The sequence below is a fragment of the Microcoleus sp. K5-D4 genome, assembly GCF_036704575.1.
Taxonomy (GTDB): domain Bacteria; phylum Cyanobacteriota; class Cyanobacteriia; order Cyanobacteriales; family Microcoleaceae; genus Microcoleus.
Window position 1 is genome coordinate 14,954 of the sequence record NZ_JAUBSD010000034.1, and the last position, 20,572, is coordinate 35,525.

Here is a 20,572-nt window from a genome sequence, read left to right on the forward strand (position 1 = left end):
TGAAAAAATATAGTTTTCTTTGTTTTGCCCGATCGAACCCATCAGAAGTTATCCTGATTTTCCATCGAATACATCTTCGCACAATTGGGCAAAGAATAAACCTTTAACATCCCAATCATAGATTTCCCTGACGCGCGTTTGACCCGCTCGACCCAAGCGATCTCGCAATTCACGATCTTGGGCTAAACACACTATAGCTTCTGCTAGACCTTGCACAGTGCGATCGGGGTCAGTAGCAGCCACTTTAATCCCCGTTTGAGCCGTCACTTGAGTAGCCGGTCCCCCCAAATCCAAACAAATCGTGGGACGACCAACCCCCATCATTTCCGTGCAAACAAAACCACCAGAGTCATGCAAACTCGGATGGAGGAGAACGTGAGACTCCCCCATTTTAGAAAGAGTTTCAGTGCGAGATAAAGTTCCCCAAAAAAATACTTTATTTGCCAGTCCCAATTCTGTGGCCAAAGCTTCCAAACGCTCCCTTTCCGGGCCGTCTCCGACAATCCAGTATTCCGATTGTTCCAGCTTCGCCTCCGCAAATGCACGGAGTCCCAAGTGCACCCCTTTCCAATGTAAGAGACGACCAACACTGATGAATCTAATTGGTTGCTCAGGCGGGGTAGGAAATTGCTCTAGTTCTTGAATTTCCTGCTGCGACAAACCGACTTGTGAGAAAATCTTCACGTTTTTTGCTTTGAGAAATCGGAGTCTGGCTGCGGTTTCTTCCGTAGTCGCCAGCGCCACGGCACTGCGACGCGCCGTCAGACCCACAAACGGATCGCGTTCTCCTAGCCTTTGAGCCAATGCCCGCAGCGTTTCGTAAATTTTTCCCCGGCGGCTAAAATCTTGCCAAAAAGCCTTTGGTGCTGCTTCTGCACCCCCCACCGGCCCCCAAATAAAAGGATGCGGCAACAGCGCCAAGAAACTTGGAGACCAATGTTTGACATAAGTTACGTGATGTACTATGTCAAAACCAATTTCGCGATCGAGCTTCCGAGCGATAAAATAAGCCCAGATTTGCCACAGATAGTAGTGAAGTTGCAGCAATCCTTGTTTCCCCTTCCAATCTTCGCTCCACCCAAACGGATCAAAATAAACAAAGTGCAGGTTTGGCACTGGGTTCCGCTCTAGTTCTGCTTCAATGTACGATCGACAAAACGTGCGAGTAAACACCCAACTTTCGTGATGTTTAGCAGATTGGATAACAGTATTCCATCCTACCCCCTCTTCGGAGCCGAGATTCGGTTCGCAAGCAAACGCAGATAATAAAACTTTCATGGCTAATTGGTAATTGCTAATTGGTAATTGCTAAATTTTCCCTCTTCCCTCTTCCCTCTCTCCGTTAAATCCTTTACACTCATCCGTTGCCGAACTTGCTTCACCTATTCTCCATCAAAAAAGATGTAACTTCGACGTAAGCTTTAGCTGCTGTTTCGGGAGTTTTTTGAGAAATTATCTGTCGTGAACGCTCTCCCATCGACTCAATCAAATCAGGATCATCTAGAAAAATTTGCATTTGAGCCGCTAAGTCTTGAGCACTGCTAGGGTCGAAAATATAACCGTTATCGCCTGAAATAATTAACTCACAGGAAGCTGCACCATTTGAACACAATACTGGTTTTCCCAACACCATCGCTTCGGGTACAACCATACCCCAGACATCCTCAAAAGTAGGAAACACAAAAATATCAGCTTGCTGAAAATAAGCACCTAAATTTCCATATTCCACCCATCCCGCCCACATGACTTGATCTTCAAAATCGCACTCTTTAATAAATGCTTCCAGTTCTTCCCGCTGATCTCCCTTGCCAATAATTAACAGCGAATAATCAACATAACCTAGACTTTTAAGAATAGCGCAAGCTTCTAAAAGCGTTTTAATTCCCTTTCTCGCCGTTATGCGCCCTACATACAGAAAAATCGGGCGTTTTAACTGCAAGTTGGGTGGCTGAGTTTGATCTAATCGTTTCAGCAAAGCTCCCGCATCAGGTACGAGATAGGTTCGGGTAAAAATTTTATCCTCCGGTACGTTGAGAACTTCTATTAGATATTTTTTACCCGCATTGCTATTGGCAACAAAAGCATCTGCAAACCGCACAAGAATGCGGCGCACAAATGTCCTAAAACTGGAATCTCGAAAGTCTGTATTTGGGGAACTACCATCGTAAATAATCGCAATTTTCCACCTCAGTAGCGGTTTTAAAAACGCAACAATTACAGTCCACAAAGAGAAAGCTTGGGGAAAGACCACGTGAGGTCTAAATTTTAGTAAATAGCCGATAATACTAGGCGATACTACAATGAATCCGCGATCGTATCCTGTTTCTATCTTTTCCGTCTCGACAAATGTAGTCTCCCCTACCAACTGAATTGCCGATGCTCCCGGCAGCGTAGGATCGAACCCAGACCAAACACGACCAGTATAAAATACAGTATTCTTAAAAATTTTTGTAAATTCCCTCAAAACAGGCTGCCAGTAAGCTCCCAGTTCCACTTCCGGGACAAGCCAAGCAATGCGGAGTTCATTTCTATCAACCATCCTATTCACCTTGAGTTTTGTTTTTAGTCAATCCCAGTTTACTCAACACTGAAAGCCAAACTAACCTGCGATAAGGTAGCAGCCAATAAATTGGCCACAACCAGCCACCATGCCGCTGAGTAAATACTTTCCACTCTTGAGCCGGTTGCAGGGTAGTATCTTTGAAGGATAAACCTTTGGGTTTACTCATTTTATCCAATCCTTCACTTAAATTATCAGCAGCCGTTTTAGTCACCTGGGGGTTGAGAGAACAAGTTCCTAAATAGCCAGGAGCAATCCAAACTGTACATCCTTTCTGTCTGGCTCGTAAACCATAATCCCAATCGCCAATATAATGGACAAAAGCTGGATCGAGGTTGCCGACCTTTTGCACAACGCTGCGGGGAATTAATACGCAGTTGCCGTGCATAGTATCGCACATCTGAGGCTCTTTTGTTGGTTCGAGGATACCATATCGGAAGGGGTGCAAAGGGTTATTTCGCACAACACCTCCGTATGTTGTTTGACCCGTTTCGGGGTCGCAGGTAGAACCGCCAATGATGGCTTTGGTTTCTCCTTTTTCTAATAATTTTTGACTTGTTTCTAGCAAGACACTTACGGTGTCTCGATAAATAAGAGTGTCATCATTTAACCATAGGTAGTAGTCGGGATCATCTTTCATTGCTTCGGTGAAAGCCCCACGCATTCCCCCGTTCCAAAATAAGTTACCATCGCCGGAAAAAATATTGACTTGAGGATAGATTTGACGAACTGCCTCGCTGGTGCCATCGGTACTGGCGTCATCGACTAAATAGGCTAAAATATCAACATCGGCTGGAAGTGCCTGCTTAAAAAGAGCCTCTAAGCAAGCTAATGTTTTCTCTTTGCGGTTGAAGCAAGTTAAAAGGGCGGCGATTTTAGTACGGTTCATTATTAGCAATTTGGTGGCTTTTAGCGATAGCCCGGTAAAATTTACTACGTAAAATCTGATTTTTACTTTGGAGTGGACACAAGATCGTTAAAAACAGACAAATAGCGATTTGCTTGTATGTCTAAAGTAAATTCTTGTTCCACTTTCTGGCGGGCGCGAATACAAAGTTTTTGATGCCGATGGGGATCTTCTAAAACCCAAGCAATTCCTCGCGCTAAGTCTTCTGTTTCATAAGGTTTAGCTAAATAGCCATTGGAGCAGTGTTCGATCAGATCGGGCAGTCCCCCAATATTAAATGCGGCACTGGGGATGCCACAAGCAAGGGCTTCCATGACTGTATTGGGCAAGTTATCTATCACGGAAGGGGCGACAAAAATATCTGCTGCTGCATAAACCGTTGCTAGGGAAATATCATCTGCGAGTTTCCCCAAATAGTGAGTTTTAAAACCCAGTTCAATGGGGTTTTCGGGTTGAGAAGAGCCAAAAACCAGCAACTCTATCCGATCTTTCCAGCCTGATTTACTGAGGCTTTGTAAAGCGGGTACGAGCAAGTTAAATCCTTTCCAGCGATCGCCTGTTCCACTTGCACCTCCAAAGAGTACAATTTGTTTATCTTGAGGTAAATTCAGGATTTCTCGCGCCCAGTGACGATTTATGGGTTTGTACTTTTGAGTATTGATGCCATTAGGAATTATTTCAACTCGAAAATCTTTGAATAAAGAACTAGAATGAGCGCATTTCGCTAACCAAACACTAGGGCTAACCAAAGTTAGGTTAAGCTTATCCCAAGCTTTAGCTTTCCGCTGCCACACCCACCGCGACAAATCCGAATCTTTATTACTGTGAAGTTGCGGACAACTACCACAAGATTGAGTGTAGCGATTGCAATCTTCACTATAGTGACAGCCACCTGTAAAAGGCCACATATCATGCAGCGTCCAAACTAAGGGCTGCTTAAACTTGGGAATACTTTCTACTTGTAAATAGCCCCCACAAACCCAGTGTAAATTAATAATATCAGGAGCGAGTATATCCACTCGATTCGATAGAGCATCTGGCAGCACTTCTGTAGAAAATATAACGGGGTTTCTCTTAGGGTAGAGCCGCAATGGTGCGTTAGATAAAGTTGAAATAATCTTGTCAAACTTATTCGCAATACTATTCTGTGACGAAATTACATTGCGATCGGCACTACTCTTATTTTTTACCAGCATTTGCGAAGACACACCAATCCCCTGGAAACCTTGGTGCAGTCGATAAGCGGCGCGGGCAGCCCCCCCTTCACTATCAGAACTATTGAGAAGTACAACCTTCATTTCCCCTGCCTCTCCTCTAAATTTCTAGGTGACTTTGCCTGATTTTTTCAAAAGTTTATTGACTTTTTTTTGCACCTTCCTTAGCAAGGGCGGATCGTAATCATATAAAGTGTTTTCAGTAAAATTATCTGCTTGCACATCCCGAATGGCAAAGGCTGGGTGTTTCATGGGAAATGTTATAGCTTCTACAGGCATATTACTATAAGGACTGTTGACATCCTCCGTATTAGTTCCCCCTACACCATGTCCGATATTAGAAGCTAAATTGACATTTGCAAGAATATTCATACCATTTTGAATAAAACTAGCAAATGTCCACTGAAAAGCCCAACTCTGTAATTTTTTTTCATAACAAAGCTGAAAAGTATTTGTCCAAACTTTCACAGCATGGGAGTCTCCTAGTACATCCATCAAAAAATTACCATCCCGAATTTCCGGCCACAACTTCATATCTAAATCATAATGCTGCCAAGCTCGCCTCCAACTCGCCCAGCTCCAGCAGTGATTATAGCGAGAAAAGTAGTAACTATAATCAGTTCTTTTTCGCCCAAACTGAACATTTTGACCAGAGATTGACAGAATCCGCTGATCGTCTCGGTAACGCTCCAGCAATTCTTCAGCGAAGCGGAAAAAAGTAGGATGAGGGAGACAGTCATCCTCAAGAATAATTGCCTCTTCCACTTGATCAAACACCCAATTCATACCGCTAGAAACCCGCAGGCGACAACCGAGATTTACGTCTGCGTAATTCTTCAAAACTTCGCAGTCCCAATCTACTTGGTCAATAATAGCTCTAGCAGCAGCACATTCTTGATCTTCTCCAGGCCTATCTGGACGTGGGCCGTCAGCAATTACTAGCAATTTGGGAGGTTTTGCCTGACGAATTGCCTCAAATACTTTAGCCGTTGTATCTGGACGTTTGAAGATGATAAAAGCGACGGGTGTTTGGATTCGGTAATTGAACATTTATGCGACTCTACTTTTTCTAGTAGTCTTCAACATCGGAATTAACAAGCTCAGCAGTCATCTGCGATTTAAAATTAAACCACTTCTGGAGCATCACAGCCGCTATGTATGCCAGTGTATCATTGCTAGTCTGATAGGGCAAAAATCTATAGCGAAAACTAGCCATTCTCGGGTCACGTTCTTGGTATAAAATATCTTGGGCAAAGTTCCCCCAACGCTCATCTATCAAATCAATTGTCATACCAGCATGAGCCGAAGGTAGCAACATATTAGAGCCGTGAAGACCAATTACTAAGCGGCTTTGTGAATAAACACGGCATATTTCCTTTTCAACTTTTTCATTAAAACTATCTACTCTGTAATCTTCAATCCATTCTGGAAACTTAGTTTTTGTCCCCAAACCAGCTACTGCAAATTTTGCTTCAGGTACTTGCAACCTAATTTTCTCAAATAACTGCTGAATTTTTAAATTTTGCAATGGCAATGCCCTTTCTCGTTGATTTAGCTTTTTCAGAAGTCGGAACAGCAAACCGTTAACTAATAAACGATCTTCCCGCCAAATAAAAGTGATTCTTGTTTCAGGCTCCTCAAATTTGTGTTTCGGAACTCTAGTAAACCGCGTGATGTCAAACTGGCTAGGATGAGAATGGGCTTCGCTGACATAAATTTCATCAAAGCGTTTAGTTTCTTCCTCTACAAACTCGGCGAAGCTGGGATAGTAAGTTTGACCATTTTTTAAAGAAATAGGTACTGTCCAGACTTCTGCAACTTCATCAGGAACCATCCACCTTAGAAACTTAGGAACTATCACAACTAACCCGAAGTCCGAGTTGCATTCTAAGTGCCTTTGTGCATTTAGCAACTTCAGCAGGGAATGACCATAAAGATGATCGATACAGTTTAAGATAATTACCCGCTTGCTGGGTTTAAAAATCTCTTTTACAATCTCCAGTTTTTCTGAGTGAGGATTTTGTAGTGAATTGAGTAATGGTTTGCCTAGCCATTCTTTTATGTTAGCAAATTTTGCAAAAACTTCCCCTTTGTTTGTATCAACTTGGACAGAGTTTCTGACTCCATGACCTACTCTTAACTCGTCGAGTATTTCGCTACCACATCCCGCGCACTTACAGTCCAGAACAATATGTATCCCTTGCCACAAAATTTTTTTTGCATTGAGTTCAGTGTCGCAATAGGGGCAATTCGAGCGCTGTTCGATTTTAGGTTTAATTTGAATCACTTTACTAATCCTCTGATTCTACAAGCTGCCTTGTATAAGTTAAGCGAGCGCCAGATGAAAGTTGCGAATGGGCGCAATTCCTTAATCAAGAAATTGACTAATATAATTACGTAAAAATAAGTTATGAGAGTAGCTGTGGTTGCTCCCAAAGCTCCATACTTAGGAATCAGCAAAAAGTTCAACCCTACATTTAAAGTAGATCCGACTACAGTCAAATAAAGACCGTAGCGCAACTGACCTTCTATGTTTAAATATGTGCTCCGTGCTACTCCAAAGTTACTGCCAAATTGCGCCCAAACATAGATTCCAAGCACCGCTGCTGACTGTGCATATTTGTCACCGTAAAGTAGATGCACTATCCAGGGAGAAAGTAATGATATCGGTATGGCAACTCCCAACCACAAAAATATCATTATATCAGAATAAATTTGAAATTTATTTAGATATTCTTCATAATTTGTCTTTCTCAAGTTCGCTAATTTGGGAAAAATAGAGCTGGATATGATCATCGGCAAAAAATCGCAGATTTCCGAAATTTTAACAGCGGCAGCATAATAGCCCAGTTCGGCATTTTTATTCATCGCACCTAGCATTATCTGATCCGTTTTTGAGTACACATAAACTGCAAATCCCGACAAAATTATTGGCCAACTCTCCGATAGCAGTTCCTTACACTTTTCCCAACTGAAGTGCCAATCCTTAATTTTATTCCCCGTAAGCTTATAAAAATATACATAAGCGATTCCTACCAATGCGACCTCTGTCAATCTAACCCAGGCGAAGGCAAGCAGGGGGGCTTTAATTGTTACTAACGCAATTCTGACAGCAGCAACTAAAAAACATACCGAATTTTTAGCAAACACTGTATATTTTGACTGGATTTGGGACTGGAACCAAAAATTGATAGCCTCAAAAGCATTAAAGATAGTTCCTGCTGCGATGATACCTACCAGCCACCGAGTCAGAGTGTCGTTGGGCTTGACTAGCGCAATCACGGTGACAGTTAACAACAAAGTGATGCAGCCACCAGTAAATTGCAGTCCGAAGGCCGTTCCCAGGGTCTCATTTTTGCATTCTGGGTCGCGAGCGATATTCCTCACTACCAGAGTACCCAACCCCATCGTTGCCACCGAACTAAACAGCGACACAAAGGCGATCGCGTAGTTGAGCAATCCAAATTGTGTCGGACCAAGATAGCGAGCCACCCAAAGGCCCACAAACAGACCTAGACCCATCTGCAAGATTTGGTCAGTGAACAGCCAAGCTATGTTGCTGAGTACCTGGCGCAGATTAGGGCCGAGCCTTTGACTGACCGCAGTTAACTTATCTAGCATTAGAATATTTTAAATCTTTACAAAACACAAACGCGGTTCTAGCAGGGTCGGCAATCTCGCAAAATTAGACTGGTTGATCCTATAACAACATATCACAACTTGAGGGAACATCTCACTTTTGCAGCCGACATAGAAATTCGAGTTTTTAGGCAGGAGGCAGAAGGAAAGAGGAAGAAGGAAGGAGCCAGAAAAAGTGTTTTTACAAATAGGAGATGCTCCCCAACTTGACCCACGATCCGCCCAATAAAGGTTACTTCAATGGACAGTGCGAGCTAAAGAACGCCTTTGAGGGTTACTGGTGCTACTGTTAGAACTATTGTTAGCATTATCTATCGCAAGTCGAACCGTCAACATTACGTAACTCAGCCAAGGATTTCCTATATCTATAATATAACCTTCTGTGATGTTGCTCATAATAATAGAGACTAGAAAACAAATAGGTATTCCTGCTCCTTCCAACGTGCTACGACTCAAATACCGAACTGCGTAAGCTAAATTGAGCAGCAAGGAAGTCATCATTAAAATTAATCCCGGCCAACCGAAGGCTAACAATATCCCAATCCCCCCATTGTGAGGGTTTTCAGGTTGAAATCCACTAGGAGTATAAATAAAATAAGCAGGAGTACCCGCTCCTAACTTATCTTGTTGAAAAAATCCATCGTATCCGTAGCCAAACCAGGGACGCTGATTGACCGCAGCCATTAACTGCGGCCAGAATTCTGTCCGCCCAGTTAGAGTCAAGTCCTTGCCTAACCCACCTACAATAATATCCTCTAGGTTGTCTACTACAAAAACAGTCAGAATTATGCTGACGACCAGGAAACATATAATCGCAGTAAATGCCCACTGAAAAGTTAATTTTTTTAAAAAATTTAGTGAGGACACTGCAATTATTAATATGATAGTAATCACTAGAGCAGATCCCGATTTATTAGCCCTTACTAGGTAAAATGAAAAGAACATCATTCCCAAAGCAATCCAGCGCTCTTTCTGAGTTTTAGCTCCTTGAGAATAGTGCAAATACCAAAATGCCGTACAGAGAGCTAAGACTCCCCCCAAAGAATTTTTAGATTGGGTTAAGCCGACAAAATCTCCTGCTCCAGGGGGTTTCATTACAAAACTTGCCCAACCGATTGCCGTGTATCCCCAGCGCCAAAAACGAGATAAATCCTCCCATTTATATTGGGCTGCAATGTAAAACCCGAAAGCAGTAAATCCTGAAAAAGCTAGCCCTGCTCTTAGCGTTTCTTCAGGAACTAGAGACCATAATGTAGATAGTAATGGAAGTAATGTATAAAGTAAAAAAAAAGGATTCATCCTCAATATTTTGGCAAAAATCTCTATAAAATTGCTACTAAAAACTTTAACCCTTGAAGTTAAAATTAATACTACCCAAGGGTAAAAAAAATAAGGTATGAGTTTTAAGATACCACCTTCGGGATCTTTCAAGTTAACAAAATGCAAGTAATTAAAAGGAGGTTGTGTCAGAAATGGAGAGATAAAAATGTAAAGACCAGCAAAGCTTTTTTCTAAAGCCAGACCTACTTTTTTATAACTAGCAAATTGAAATAATAGTAGAGTTACTATCGCGACTATAGCAATTAGCATCCATGTCAAGGAAGAAGTACCTAAAATCAGCTCTTTCACCATATTTGGTATAGACACTGGTTGAGTCATAATTGCTTTCCTTTGTCACCAACAATATCAAATTATATAGATATAAAATATAGCCGTCAACCCGCAACCACGCTAACACAGAAATTAGGGATAAAGCAAAAATAGAGCATCCTTTTTTCGGCGATAGCTTAAAATAATGAGCTTTTTGCCCCGCACTCAAAAGGCTACACTTATATAAATCATAGTCAATAAAATTAGGTGGTGTATGGTTAACACCCATTTTCCAAGACAGATAGCCCCGTCGGTTGTGGGTGTTGTCTTGTTTGCTTCCACTGTTATCGCTGACGCCAGAAGCACCCCGGCACAACTTCCCATCCCCCTAGGCGCAGAGCAAGCCCAGACGGTTCCGCCCGTTAGGAGAGCGCCGGAAAGCTATAAACTCGGCGGCGGCGATCGCATCCAAGTAGAAATACTCGAAGTACCCGAACTCAGCCGCGGCTACGAAGTCCTTTCCGACGGTTCAGTCAACCTGCCCCTGATCGGCTTGGTCTCCATCCGCGGCCGCACCTTAGTAGAAGCCACCAACATCATCCGCAACGCCTACCGCCGCGTCCTCAAAGACCCCATAGTCACAGTCAGCCTCGTCGCTGCCCGCCCCCTCAACGTCGGCGTCATCGGAGAAGTAACCAGGCCCGGAAACTTCACTATTACCCTAACTCCCGGGCCGGGAGCCTCGCCGAGTGTCCAGTACCCCACCGTCACCCAAGCGATCAGACTCGCAGAAGGCGTCACGGGTGTCGCCGACATCCGCAACATCCGCGTCCGCCGTCCCCAACGAGACGGCCCCGATCAAGTGCTCAACGTCAACCTGTGGAAATTCTTGCAAGAAGGAGACATCTCTCAAGACATCATTTTGCAAGACAGAGACACAATCGTGATTCCCACAGTCGCCAACTTCAACCAAGCAGAAGCTCGTCAATTTGCGACAGCAAACTTTTCGCCACCCCCAGAAAAACCTCGATCGATCTCCATAGTTGGTCAAGTCACCCGCCCAGGGGCTTACGTCGTCATCGGTGGCAACACCACAAACGACCTCAGCCGCGAAGGTTTCCCCACCGTCATCCGGGCCATTCAGCTAGCCGGCGGCATCACCTCCGATGCCGACATCCGGCAAATCCAAGTGCGGCGCGTCACCAGAAGAGGCGAACAAATTATCCCAGTCAACCTGTGGCAGTTCCTAGAGTCCGGCGACGGCGCTCAAGATACCATCCTCCAGGAGGGAGACACGATCATCGTGCCCAAAGCAACGATCGTCAACCCCGCAGAAGCTGGTGTGCTCGCGAACACTAACTTTGCTCCCACTGGCATTAACGTTTTTGTAGTAGGAGAACTCCGAACATCCCTCGATCCCTTGAGGCTCCCAGCTAATGCCACACTGAATCAAGCTTTAATTTCCAGAGGATTTTTTGGCTACGAGAATACCAGAGCTAGAAGGGATAAAGTTGAGCTAGTCCGCCTCAATAACGACGGTACAGCTACTAAACGGACGATCGAAGTCAATTTAACTCAAGGAATTAACGAAGAAACCAATCCTCAACTTCGCAACAACGACATGATTATCGTATCTCGCAGGGGGCTCGTCAATTTTGTCGATCGCATGAACGCTGTAATAGGACCTGTCGGGCCAGCTACGGGAGTGTTAAATTTTATAAACGTTCTCCGATTTTTATTCAGGTAAGAAGGCGGCGGGTGAGGTGGATAATTCCTGGCAAAGGCTAGAATAAACGAAACAATAAGATTACCCAGCCGCGACCTGGCCGCTTCAAAAATATCAACCTCAAAAACATCAACCTCAAAAATACCCTGGCTGAATATGGATAGCAGACAAGATTACCAACCCTTCACACCCAAATCGAATGGCAAACTGCCGGAGTTATCTGCTCAGAACTACAGAGATCACTTCGTAGAGGAGAGAGAAGAAGAAAAGCTAGACTTGTCCTGGCTGTTAGGCGTCGTGCGCCGTCGCTTCCTGGTCATGGCAGCAGCCACGATAGCTTTGAGCGCCCTGGCAGGAACAGCGATCGTCGCCACTTCTAAAAGCATAACGGTCGAGTATGAAGGCTCTTTTTCCCTGTTAGTAGAACCAGCCACGGCTGAAGGTTTGCAATCCAAACAATTAAACAACACCCAAGCTGCCGACTTAGCAAGAATTAATATAGAAGGAATTAGCCTACTAGACTACGAAACCCAAATTAGGATTTTGCGAAGTCCCAAAATGATGCAGCCAGTGATTGAGGAATTGCGGGCTTCGTATCCCAAAATGAACTATAGCGAACTGATCTCAAAAATGTCGATCCAGCGCATCAGCTACACGAAAGATGGCAAACAGCAAGGCACAAAAATTTTACAAGTTCGTTACAAAGATTCAAACCGAAAAAAAATTTACAGCGTACTGAATAAAATTTCTAAAGCTTATCTAGATTACAGCTTGCAGCAACGGCTGATGGGCATTAATCAAGGTATTAAATTTATAGATACGGAGATGCCCAAGCTCCGAGAAAGAGTGGAAGTTCTGCAACTGCAAGTCCAAAGACTGCGGCAGCAAAGCAACTTGTTTGAACCTCAGATAGAGGGAAAATCTCTGTCTGAACAAGTTCAAAGCATTCGGGGTAAGCAAGTAGAAATTAGAGTTCAGCTAAAAGGGATGCGAAACCTCTACCAAAGCTATGAAAAACTACTCAACGAAAATAATCCTCAAGGGCTGCTGATGACCCAAGGACAAGCTTACGGCGCACTCTTAGGTCAAATTCAGAGAATAGACTCGGAATTGTCATTAAAATTAGCTCAGTACAGAGAAGACAGTTTGCCAGTTTTAGCGTTGCGAAAAAGTCGGGAAGAACTGGTTTTAACCGCCACTCAACAAGCAAGAGAAGTGGTGATGAGAAATTTAGAAACCCAAATTAAAGAAGTTGAAGCGCGTGATCGCGAAATGACTGCTTTGCAAAATGGTCTCAACCAAAAAATCAGAAACTTTTCAGTTACAACCCGACAATACGACAATTTACAGCGGGAACTGCAAGTAGTTACTAAGAGTTTGTCGGACTTCTTGGCAAAACGAGAAGCCTTGCGGATTGATGCGGCTCAGCAGCAAATACCCTGGGTGCTGATAAATCCTCCGGAAATTCCGCTAGACAAATTTGGCAGGCCTATAACAGCTACGGTCAAACAAACCAAAAAACAGTTAGCGCTGGCAGTAATTTTAAGCAGTCTGCTGGGCATAGCAGTCGGCTTGCTTGTAGAGGTACTAAATACTGTGTTCCACACTCCAGAATCACTGAGAATGGCCACAAGATTGCCAATACTCGGGGTGATTCCGTTTACCAAAAAAGTCAAGCGCAGACCGCCAGCCAGACAGAGAAAACTAACATCGGCTCGATCGAACTCGAAAGTGGAAGTAGTCGAACTGGGCGAACCTAGAGATACTGGTTCGATGAGCGGGGGACCAAGTATTTTAAGCGACTTGGACTATCAATTTTTAGAAGCATTTCGATCGCTCTACACGAACATTCACTTGCTCAGTGCAGGCACGGCAATTCGATCGCTCTTAGTCGGCTCAGCCGTAGCCGGAGACGGCAAATCTACAGTAGCTTTGCACCTGGCAGCCACAGCAGCAGCCGTCGGACAGAGAGTATTGTTAGTAGATGCAGATTTGCGCTGCCCGCAACTGCACGCGAAGTTAGGACTGCCAAACGTGCGTGGCTTGGGCGATGCCATTTCCACAGATCTCAGTCTCAACGACGCGATTCAACGAGCCCCGAACCAAGAAAATTTGTTCGTACTCACCGCAGGCCAAATTCCCCCAGATCCGATCAAGCTTCTTTCTTCCAAAAAAATGCACTATCTGATGGAGCAATTTCAAGCATTTTTTGACTTAGTAATTTATGACACCCCGCCACTAGCAGGCTTGGCAGACACCCACTTGATCGCAGCTCACACAGACGCTACGATTATGGTCGTCCAAATTGGGCAAACAGACCGATCGCAAGTTCGCAAAGTTTTAGAAGAATTAAAGATTTCTGGAGCTTCCGTCTTGGGAATCGTTGCTAATGGCTGCAAAAACACCGGTCACAGCTACCGCCAGCGCCCGGTTGTTTTAGACACGCTCTACGACCAAAAACTCTCGGCTTTAGGTACGAAACATCCTAAGTAGACAAATGTTGATGCAGGCGGCCGAGCGCCGCCGTCCTCAACCGGAAACGCACAACCAAGCTATACCCTCATTTTTTGATAATAGTACCATTTGAGAAAGAAAATGATAGACTAACGGACATAGCCTCGTGTGTCAACCGAGATTGCGCGGATCTTTAAATTTTGCGGTAATTACTCAGAAAATGATTGAGAAATCAGCAAAAGTGGGTAAACTACATTTAGCAGAGCGCAATCTCAATCAGGAAAAGACACCTTTGAAGGTGAACGTTAGTGTAAACGTTAATGAGAACGTTTCAACCCAGAAACTTGGTAGGGATTATTCTATGAGTACAGTTATGGTTGTTGATGATAGCGTCACTCTGCGGGAGATGATCGCCGACTTGCTCAAAGGTAGAGGACTCAACGTCACGGTAGCGAGTGATGGCGTAGAAGCTCTAGAACAGATCAAGGCTAACCGCCCAGATTTAGTCGTTCTGGATATCGTGATGCCCCGGATGAACGGCTACGAAGTCTGTCGCCGGCTCAAAAGCGACCCTAAAACCCAAAATTTGCCGGTGGTAATGTGTTCGAGCAAAAGCGAAGAGTTCGATCGCTATTGGGGAATGAAACAAGGAGCCGACGCTTACATCGCCAAGCCATTTCACCCACAGGAATTGGTCGGCACTATTAAGCAATTGCTGCGAGGTTGAGGTTGAGGAATAGGGACAGGAAAAAATTGTCTTGAGCGCTGATTATTTCTGCTCCCGCAGCCTCTCTAAACTACTCGATTGACAATAGTCCAAACATCCCCGTCCGATCGCACGTAGGGAACAGAAATACTCTTAAAACCAGTAATAAAAGGCTTGTAATAAACCTGCCAGTAGCTGGGACTAATTTGGTCGGCGATAGCTTTGAGTCCCTTCACTTCCGCCGCCAGTTCCGCCGCCAGTTCATTAATCCGTTCCGCGTGTCCCTGAGCGAGCAATCTTCCTTCTTCAACTTGCTCCTCCATCGGAGTGATTCTTTGCAACTTTACCGACTGCTGCTGTTTCTGACTCAGTTGAGCAGACAGAGCAGCGATCGCGTCATCTATACCCTTGACTTCGGCCGACACTTGTGCTGTTTCCCTCGCGTGACGCCGATAAGCATCGGCGATCGCTTGGGGGGAATCACCGGATGGGACAACATCGGCAATACTAAGCTGCTGGCGTTCCAGGCGCAATTCCTCAATTTGAGAGTAAATTGCTTCTATATCTGTCTGAAGTTTGTCCACCTAATTATTACCGCGTGGTTGTTGGATATTTTAGCATATTAACACAAACCAATCACCTAATCGGCATAGAAATTGCATATTTTAGGCGAACTCGAAACAAATCCCCACAAGCAGAATTTTAAAAGTTTGAAAAATACAAATTTTTATATTTCTCAGTTGAGCGATTTCCGTCGATATCCAGTCGGGTTAATCAGGTCGTGTCCAATATAATCAGCATTATAGATTTGTAGTGAGGAAGGCAAGTACGAGCGAGTTTTACGAGGATTAAAGTCGTCACTAAAAACACAATTCCCAATTCCTATTGACCAATTTCCAATTACCAATTCCCAATTATTAAGATAATTTTTTAGGTTGTTAGCCCTTGCGGCCTCAACTGGACTATAGTCTCTACTAAGACATCCGGTTGCACAGGTTTAGAGAGATGTCGATCGAAACCCGCAGCAAAAGCACGATCGCGGTCTTCATCCCTAGCATAAGCCGTCAGAGCGATCGCCCAAAAATTCCCTGTCTGCGTGTTCAAAGAACGCAGCCTTCGTAGCAGCGAATAGCCATCTTCCTCCGGCATTCCGATATCGCTGACCACAATATCCGGGCTAAACTGCGAAGCCACCTCAAACGCCTCAGCAGCAGATGATGCAGCCATGACAGCAGCCCCGGCATCTGCCAAGACAAACTTCATAAATTCCCGCGAATCAACCTCGTCATCAACCAGCAAAACCTTAACTCCCAGTAAATTACCAGCGCCAGCAAAAACCTGCGCTTCCTCGTCGGCGATCGAATTTACCTGCATCGCAGGGAGACGGAAACTAAAAGTCGATCCCATATCCAGTCCCGGACTCTGGGCCCAAACCGTGCCACCGTGGAGTTCTACCAACTGCCGGACGATCGCCAGACCCAGCCCCAAACCGCTATAATTGCGAGTAATCGTAGCATCCGCTTGGCGGAAAGACTCAAACACGTAAGGCAAAAAATTCGGTGCAACCCCAATTCCCGTGTCGGTAACAGCCAACTCAACATCCGAATCAACTCTCGAAAGCCGGATTTCAACTCGCCCCCCGCGCGGCGTAAACTTAATCGCATTCGTCAGCAAATTCCAAATCACTTGCTGCAAGCGGCCGGGGTCTCCTGATACCCAAAATTTCTGATTTAATTGAGATTCAGGATTCCCAGGAACCTTCCCAATTTCGGAAAATTCAGCAGTCTCCAAGCCCAAATCTCCAATTGCAAACCGCAAATCGATCGACTTAGCATCGGCAGCCAACCGCACAGTATTCACCGCTGCTTCCACCATCGAAATCAAATTTACCGCACAAGGATTCAACGTCAACTTGCCGCGAATAATTCTCGAAATATCCAGCAAATCATCAATCAATTGAGTTTGCAATTTAGCATTTCGCTCGATCGTTTCTAAAGCCCGCCCAGTAGCAGCCGGACTCAAACTGCGTTGCTGCAGAAGTTGCGCCCAGCCCAAAATCGCGTTTAAGGGCGATCGCAACTCATGAGAAAGAGTTGCCAAAAACTCATCTTTCATGCGATTTGCCTGCTGAGATTCCTCGTAAAGTCGGGCATTGTCGATCGCCCCCGACACCGCCTGAGCCAACTGCATTAAAATAGTTTCATCATCTTCGGCAAACTCCCCCTCATACTTGTCCGACAACTGAATCAATCCCAGATTTCTGCCGTCCCGAGTCGTCAGCGGTACAGCCAGCCAGCCCCGCATCGGCGGGTGCTTCCCCGCAGCCTTGCCGAACCCCCGCCAAGCCGGGTGAGCCTCTAACTCGCTTTGAGTCATTCGCATCGCCTGTTGGTGCTGCCAAACTTGTTGGTAAATGCCCGTACCGTCTGGCTCTTCGCAGTAATCTTGCCACGCGGCGTATTTTTCTGACATCGAAAACTTGCTAATTCCCGCATCCCAGTTGGCGGCAGGGTTGAGGTTGACGGCTACCTGGTGGACTTCCAGAATTTGGCGGGCGCTATCGGCAGCTAACTGAAGTATTTCTGCCACCGACAGCGTTGAGTTGATAGCCACTGACGCCGAGGTTAACTTTTGCAGGCGGCGCAAATAAGATCGCTCCCGGGCCAACGCGCGCGCGCGGTCGTATTCTAACTGTTTGCGCTCCGTAATGTCGATCGCCACGCCGGACAGCCGAAGGGGTGTACCGGATGCGTCAAAAACCACTCGCCCTTTGTCGTGAAGCCAAATCACTGAGCCGTCGGGTCGCACTTTGCGGTATTCCGACTCGTAAACTCCCGTGCCCCTGAATGCGGCATCCACATCTGCCAAAAACCTTTCACGGTCTTCTGGATGCACCGCATTCTTTTTTTGCTCAAAAGTACCAAAGGTGCTGTCTGGTCCCAAACCCATCTGTGTTTCGGCATTGGACGAACGGCGGACTTCCCCCGATGCCAAATCCCAGGTAAAAGCGATCATGCTAGCTGCTTCTAGGGCAAAGCGCAAGTTTTCCTCGCTTTCTTGCACCCTCGCTTCCGATAATTTGCGCTCCGTAATATCCCAAACCACGCCGATCGAGCGCACCGATTTACCTGTATCATCATCAAAAAACTTGCCCCTACCCGCGATCCAGTGCAAGCTGCCGTCTGGCCAAAAAACTCTAAATTCGTACTTGTATTCTGTTTTGTTTTCTAAAGCAAAGGCAACAGCGTCGGCGATCGAGGCCTGGTCATCCGGGTGAATGCAGGCAAAAAACGCTTCGTAAGTTCCCGGAAAACTGCCTTTTTCCAACCCGAATAACAGTTCGTGTCCCTCCGACCAAACGACCTCGCCAGTTAATACATTCCAATCCCAAGTTCCCATTTTCGAGGCTTCGATCGCCAATCTCAGCCTTTCCTCCGAAATTGCCAACTGCGCCGACGTTTTCGCGTAGTTCTCGCGCAACTGCTGTTTTTTCAAGCTTTCGCCCACGGCCCCCGCCAGCCGCTTTAAGTACCGCCCTTTGAACACGTAATCGCTTAAGCCGGCTTTCATAGCTTCGACTGCCACTTGTTCGCTGCCGCTGTCAGTACACATAATTACCGGACAATTTGGGTAGCGGCTGTGAACTTTGTGGAGAATAGTTAATCCGTCGCTCCAGTGCAGTTGGTAGTCGGTAATTACTATATCAAAACCCCCGACTGCCAGGACTTGTTCGAGAGTTTGGATATCAATAACCGATTTAATTTCTAAATCGGAAAAACTTTTCCTCAGTTCTCGATCGATCATCAGGCGATCATTTGGGTTGTCGTCGATTAACAGAATAGACACCATTGGGCTTTTAGTTTTTGTATTGGCGCATACATTATTAATTTTAACAATATGTTATTAAGCAATCTCGACAATTTAAATATGCACTTGGCTGGTTAATTAGACTTGCCAATAAGTTTATGGTAGTTACTTGTATTTATATTATATTTTACAGCCTGTAATATACTCAACCAGCATTTTAGGAGCATCGCCCACAAGCAAATTAATTAAGTGGTTGTAGAACTGATCGGAAAGCCTGCTCAGCCGGGAACGGTGCAATATCTCCGTTAACTCTCACTATACTACTTGTTTATTCTGTGTGCTGGTGTGAAGAAGCGCGTTGATTGATTCTGTCAGCTACAGCAGAATATTGCTGTTAAAACTCTCTTGCGTAGAACCTCATCTTTTTTAAATCCCGATTCACTGCGCGTTGCCGAACTTGCTTCCTCAACTCTCGCACTTGCGTAATTTTACCCAGAAGCGGGTACCTATTCCCAAAGTCGATTTCAGCCCGATCGCACCCCCCATCCGATCGACTCCTTTGCGAGCGATCGCCAGCCCAATTCCCGTCCCTGGATACACTTCTTGACCGTGCAGGCGATCGAACAACCCAAAAATTCTCTCTTGAAATTTCTCTGCAATACCAATCCCGTTGTCTTCTACCCAAAGACAGATATATTCCTCCTCAGCTTCTGCATAAACTCGCACCTGCGGCTCTATCCCAGGCTGCACGAACTTAATAGCATTGGAGAGCAAGTTAGCCAAGACTTGCAGCAGCGTAGCAGGATGGGCTAACACAGTAGGTAGCGGTTCAACAACCGTTATCCGAGCTTGTCTTTGAGCAATTTCCGCCTCTAGTTGCGCGATCGAGCTAGCCACAATTAAATTAAGAGACACTGCTTTTAGCGGCAAGTTAGCTTTGCTGAGGCGGCTGTACTCTAGCAAATTTTCGATTAAAGTATTCATCAGACTTGCAGCGTCATTAATCCGATACAAGTAATCCTGTGCGGTAGCCTCCAACTCGCTGGCTTTCTCTTTAAGCAACATTTCAGCAAAAAACGAAATTCCCCGCAGAGGAGCGCGCAAGTCGTGAGAAACTGAATAGGTAAACGATTCGAGCTGTGCATTAACTTCTTCTAATTCAGCAGTACGCTCTCTCACCCGCTCTTCCAAAGTTTCATTAAATTCGCGCAAAGCAAGTTCAGCTTGCTTGAGTTCCGTAATATCTTCCACCAATCCGTCGATCGTACTTTCACCTTCTGCGCTGTACACATATTGATTAAACCGAATCCATTTTACTCGACCGTCTGCCAAAGGAAATGTAATTTCCAGATTTTGACACCGAGACTCCCCGGAATCTACCGGTTGCAAAAATAATTGCTGCAAATAAATCCCTTGGACATCTGCTAAATTGCTGGCATCAAACAAGCGCAAAAAAGCTTGATTGCTTTCCAAAAGCTTCCCCTCGGAAGTCGCTCGAAAAACTCCGACATTTAAGCGTTCTAGCAGAGAATTAAGTTGATTTTCTAGTCGGGCGACTCGTTCCCAGGCGGCAACTCTATCGAGTACGCCGCGAACCGCAACGCACAGGCGGACATAGTGCTTCGGCGACTTGATAATGTAGTCGTCCAATCCGGATTTCATCGCCTCTACAGCAATTTCTTCGTTGCCAGTATTCGTAAACATTACAATCGGGCATTCTGGATAACGGGCTTTGATAGTTTTAAGCACATCTATACCGTTCGTCCAGCGTAGTTGGTAATCGGTAATTACCAGATGGAATCCGCCTCGATTCAGTGCTTCCCCCAATAATGTATCGTCGGAAATTTCTGTTATTTGCACTTGCGAGAATTGTCGCTCTAACTCGCGTTTGACGAGCAGCCGATCCGTTGGGTTGTCGTCAATTACCAGAATGTGTACCACTTTAATAATTTATAATTGGGCTGTTAGC

The 20,572-nt window shown here is 45.2% G+C and carries 14 protein-coding genes; 3 read left to right on the top strand and 11 right to left on the bottom strand.

Annotated elements, in window-relative coordinates; translation table 11 throughout:
* Positions 1-48 precede the first annotated feature (48 nt).
* The 8 genes from QUA77_RS13090 to QUA77_RS13125 all read right to left on the bottom strand — a co-directional run bounded on the left by QUA77_RS13090 (position 49) and on the right by QUA77_RS13125 (position 9,979).
* A complete protein-coding gene (locus QUA77_RS13090; protein WP_333039942.1) occupies positions 49-1,278 on the bottom strand; it encodes a glycosyltransferase in 1,230 nt (409 codons plus the stop codon).
* Between the two features lie 100 nt (positions 1,279-1,378).
* Positions 1,379-2,539, bottom strand: a complete 1,161-nt coding sequence (locus QUA77_RS13095) for a glycosyltransferase family 4 protein (protein ID WP_333450464.1) — start codon at positions 2,537-2,539, stop codon at positions 1,379-1,381.
* Between the two features lies 1 nt (position 2,540).
* A complete protein-coding gene (locus QUA77_RS13100) occupies positions 2,541-3,449 on the bottom strand; it encodes a glycosyltransferase family 2 protein (protein WP_333039939.1) in 909 nt (302 codons plus the stop codon).
* A gap of 62 nt (positions 3,450-3,511) precedes the next feature.
* A complete protein-coding gene (locus QUA77_RS13105) occupies positions 3,512-4,765 on the bottom strand; it encodes a glycosyltransferase family 4 protein (RefSeq protein ID WP_333039936.1) in 1,254 nt (417 codons plus the stop codon).
* A gap of 24 nt (positions 4,766-4,789) precedes the next feature.
* Entirely contained in the window at positions 4,790-5,731 is a 942-nt protein-coding gene (locus QUA77_RS13110) for a glycosyltransferase family 2 protein (protein ID WP_333039934.1), read from the bottom strand.
* A gap of 19 nt (positions 5,732-5,750) precedes the next feature.
* Positions 5,751-6,968, bottom strand: a complete 1,218-nt coding sequence (locus tag QUA77_RS13115; RefSeq protein ID WP_333450467.1) for a hypothetical protein — start codon at positions 6,966-6,968, stop codon at positions 5,751-5,753.
* A complete protein-coding gene (locus QUA77_RS13120; RefSeq protein ID WP_333039930.1) occupies positions 6,965-8,302 on the bottom strand; it encodes a flippase in 1,338 nt (445 codons plus the stop codon). The genes QUA77_RS13115 and QUA77_RS13120 overlap by 4 nt, the downstream gene beginning before the upstream one ends.
* Before the next feature lie 255 nt (positions 8,303-8,557).
* Positions 8,558-9,979, bottom strand: a complete 1,422-nt coding sequence (locus tag QUA77_RS13125; protein WP_333450469.1) for an O-antigen ligase family protein — start codon at positions 9,977-9,979, stop codon at positions 8,558-8,560.
* Between the two features lie 205 nt (positions 9,980-10,184).
* On the opposite strand from QUA77_RS13125, the gene QUA77_RS13130 reads away from it, so the two are divergent.
* The 3 genes from QUA77_RS13130 to QUA77_RS13140 all read left to right on the top strand — a co-directional run bounded on the left by QUA77_RS13130 (position 10,185) and on the right by QUA77_RS13140 (position 14,817).
* Entirely contained in the window at positions 10,185-11,657 is a 1,473-nt protein-coding gene (locus tag QUA77_RS13130; RefSeq protein WP_333450471.1) for a polysaccharide biosynthesis/export family protein, read from the top strand.
* Positions 11,658-11,792: 135 nt separating this feature from the next.
* A complete protein-coding gene (locus tag QUA77_RS13135; RefSeq protein ID WP_333183001.1) occupies positions 11,793-14,129 on the top strand; it encodes a polysaccharide biosynthesis tyrosine autokinase in 2,337 nt (778 codons plus the stop codon).
* A gap of 322 nt (positions 14,130-14,451) precedes the next feature.
* Complete coding sequence (locus QUA77_RS13140) at positions 14,452-14,817, top strand: response regulator transcription factor (RefSeq protein ID WP_039886668.1); 366 nt, start codon at positions 14,452-14,454, stop codon at positions 14,815-14,817.
* Positions 14,818-14,882: 65 nt separating this feature from the next.
* Here QUA77_RS13140 and QUA77_RS13145 read toward each other — a convergent pair whose 3' ends face one another.
* The 3 genes from QUA77_RS13145 to QUA77_RS13155 form a co-directional block, all read right to left on the bottom strand.
* Entirely contained in the window at positions 14,883-15,380 is a 498-nt protein-coding gene (locus QUA77_RS13145) for a hypothetical protein (protein ID WP_333039921.1), read from the bottom strand.
* Between the two features lie 346 nt (positions 15,381-15,726).
* Positions 15,727-18,645, bottom strand: a complete 2,919-nt coding sequence (locus tag QUA77_RS13150; protein ID WP_333450475.1) for a PAS domain-containing protein — start codon at positions 18,643-18,645, stop codon at positions 15,727-15,729.
* A 423-nt stretch (positions 18,646-19,068) separates the two neighbouring features.
* Positions 19,069-20,544 (bottom strand): ATP-binding protein, encoded by a 1,476-nt coding sequence (locus QUA77_RS13155; protein ID WP_333450476.1) that lies wholly within the window; start codon positions 20,542-20,544, stop codon positions 19,069-19,071.
* Positions 20,545-20,572: the final 28 nt, after the last annotated feature.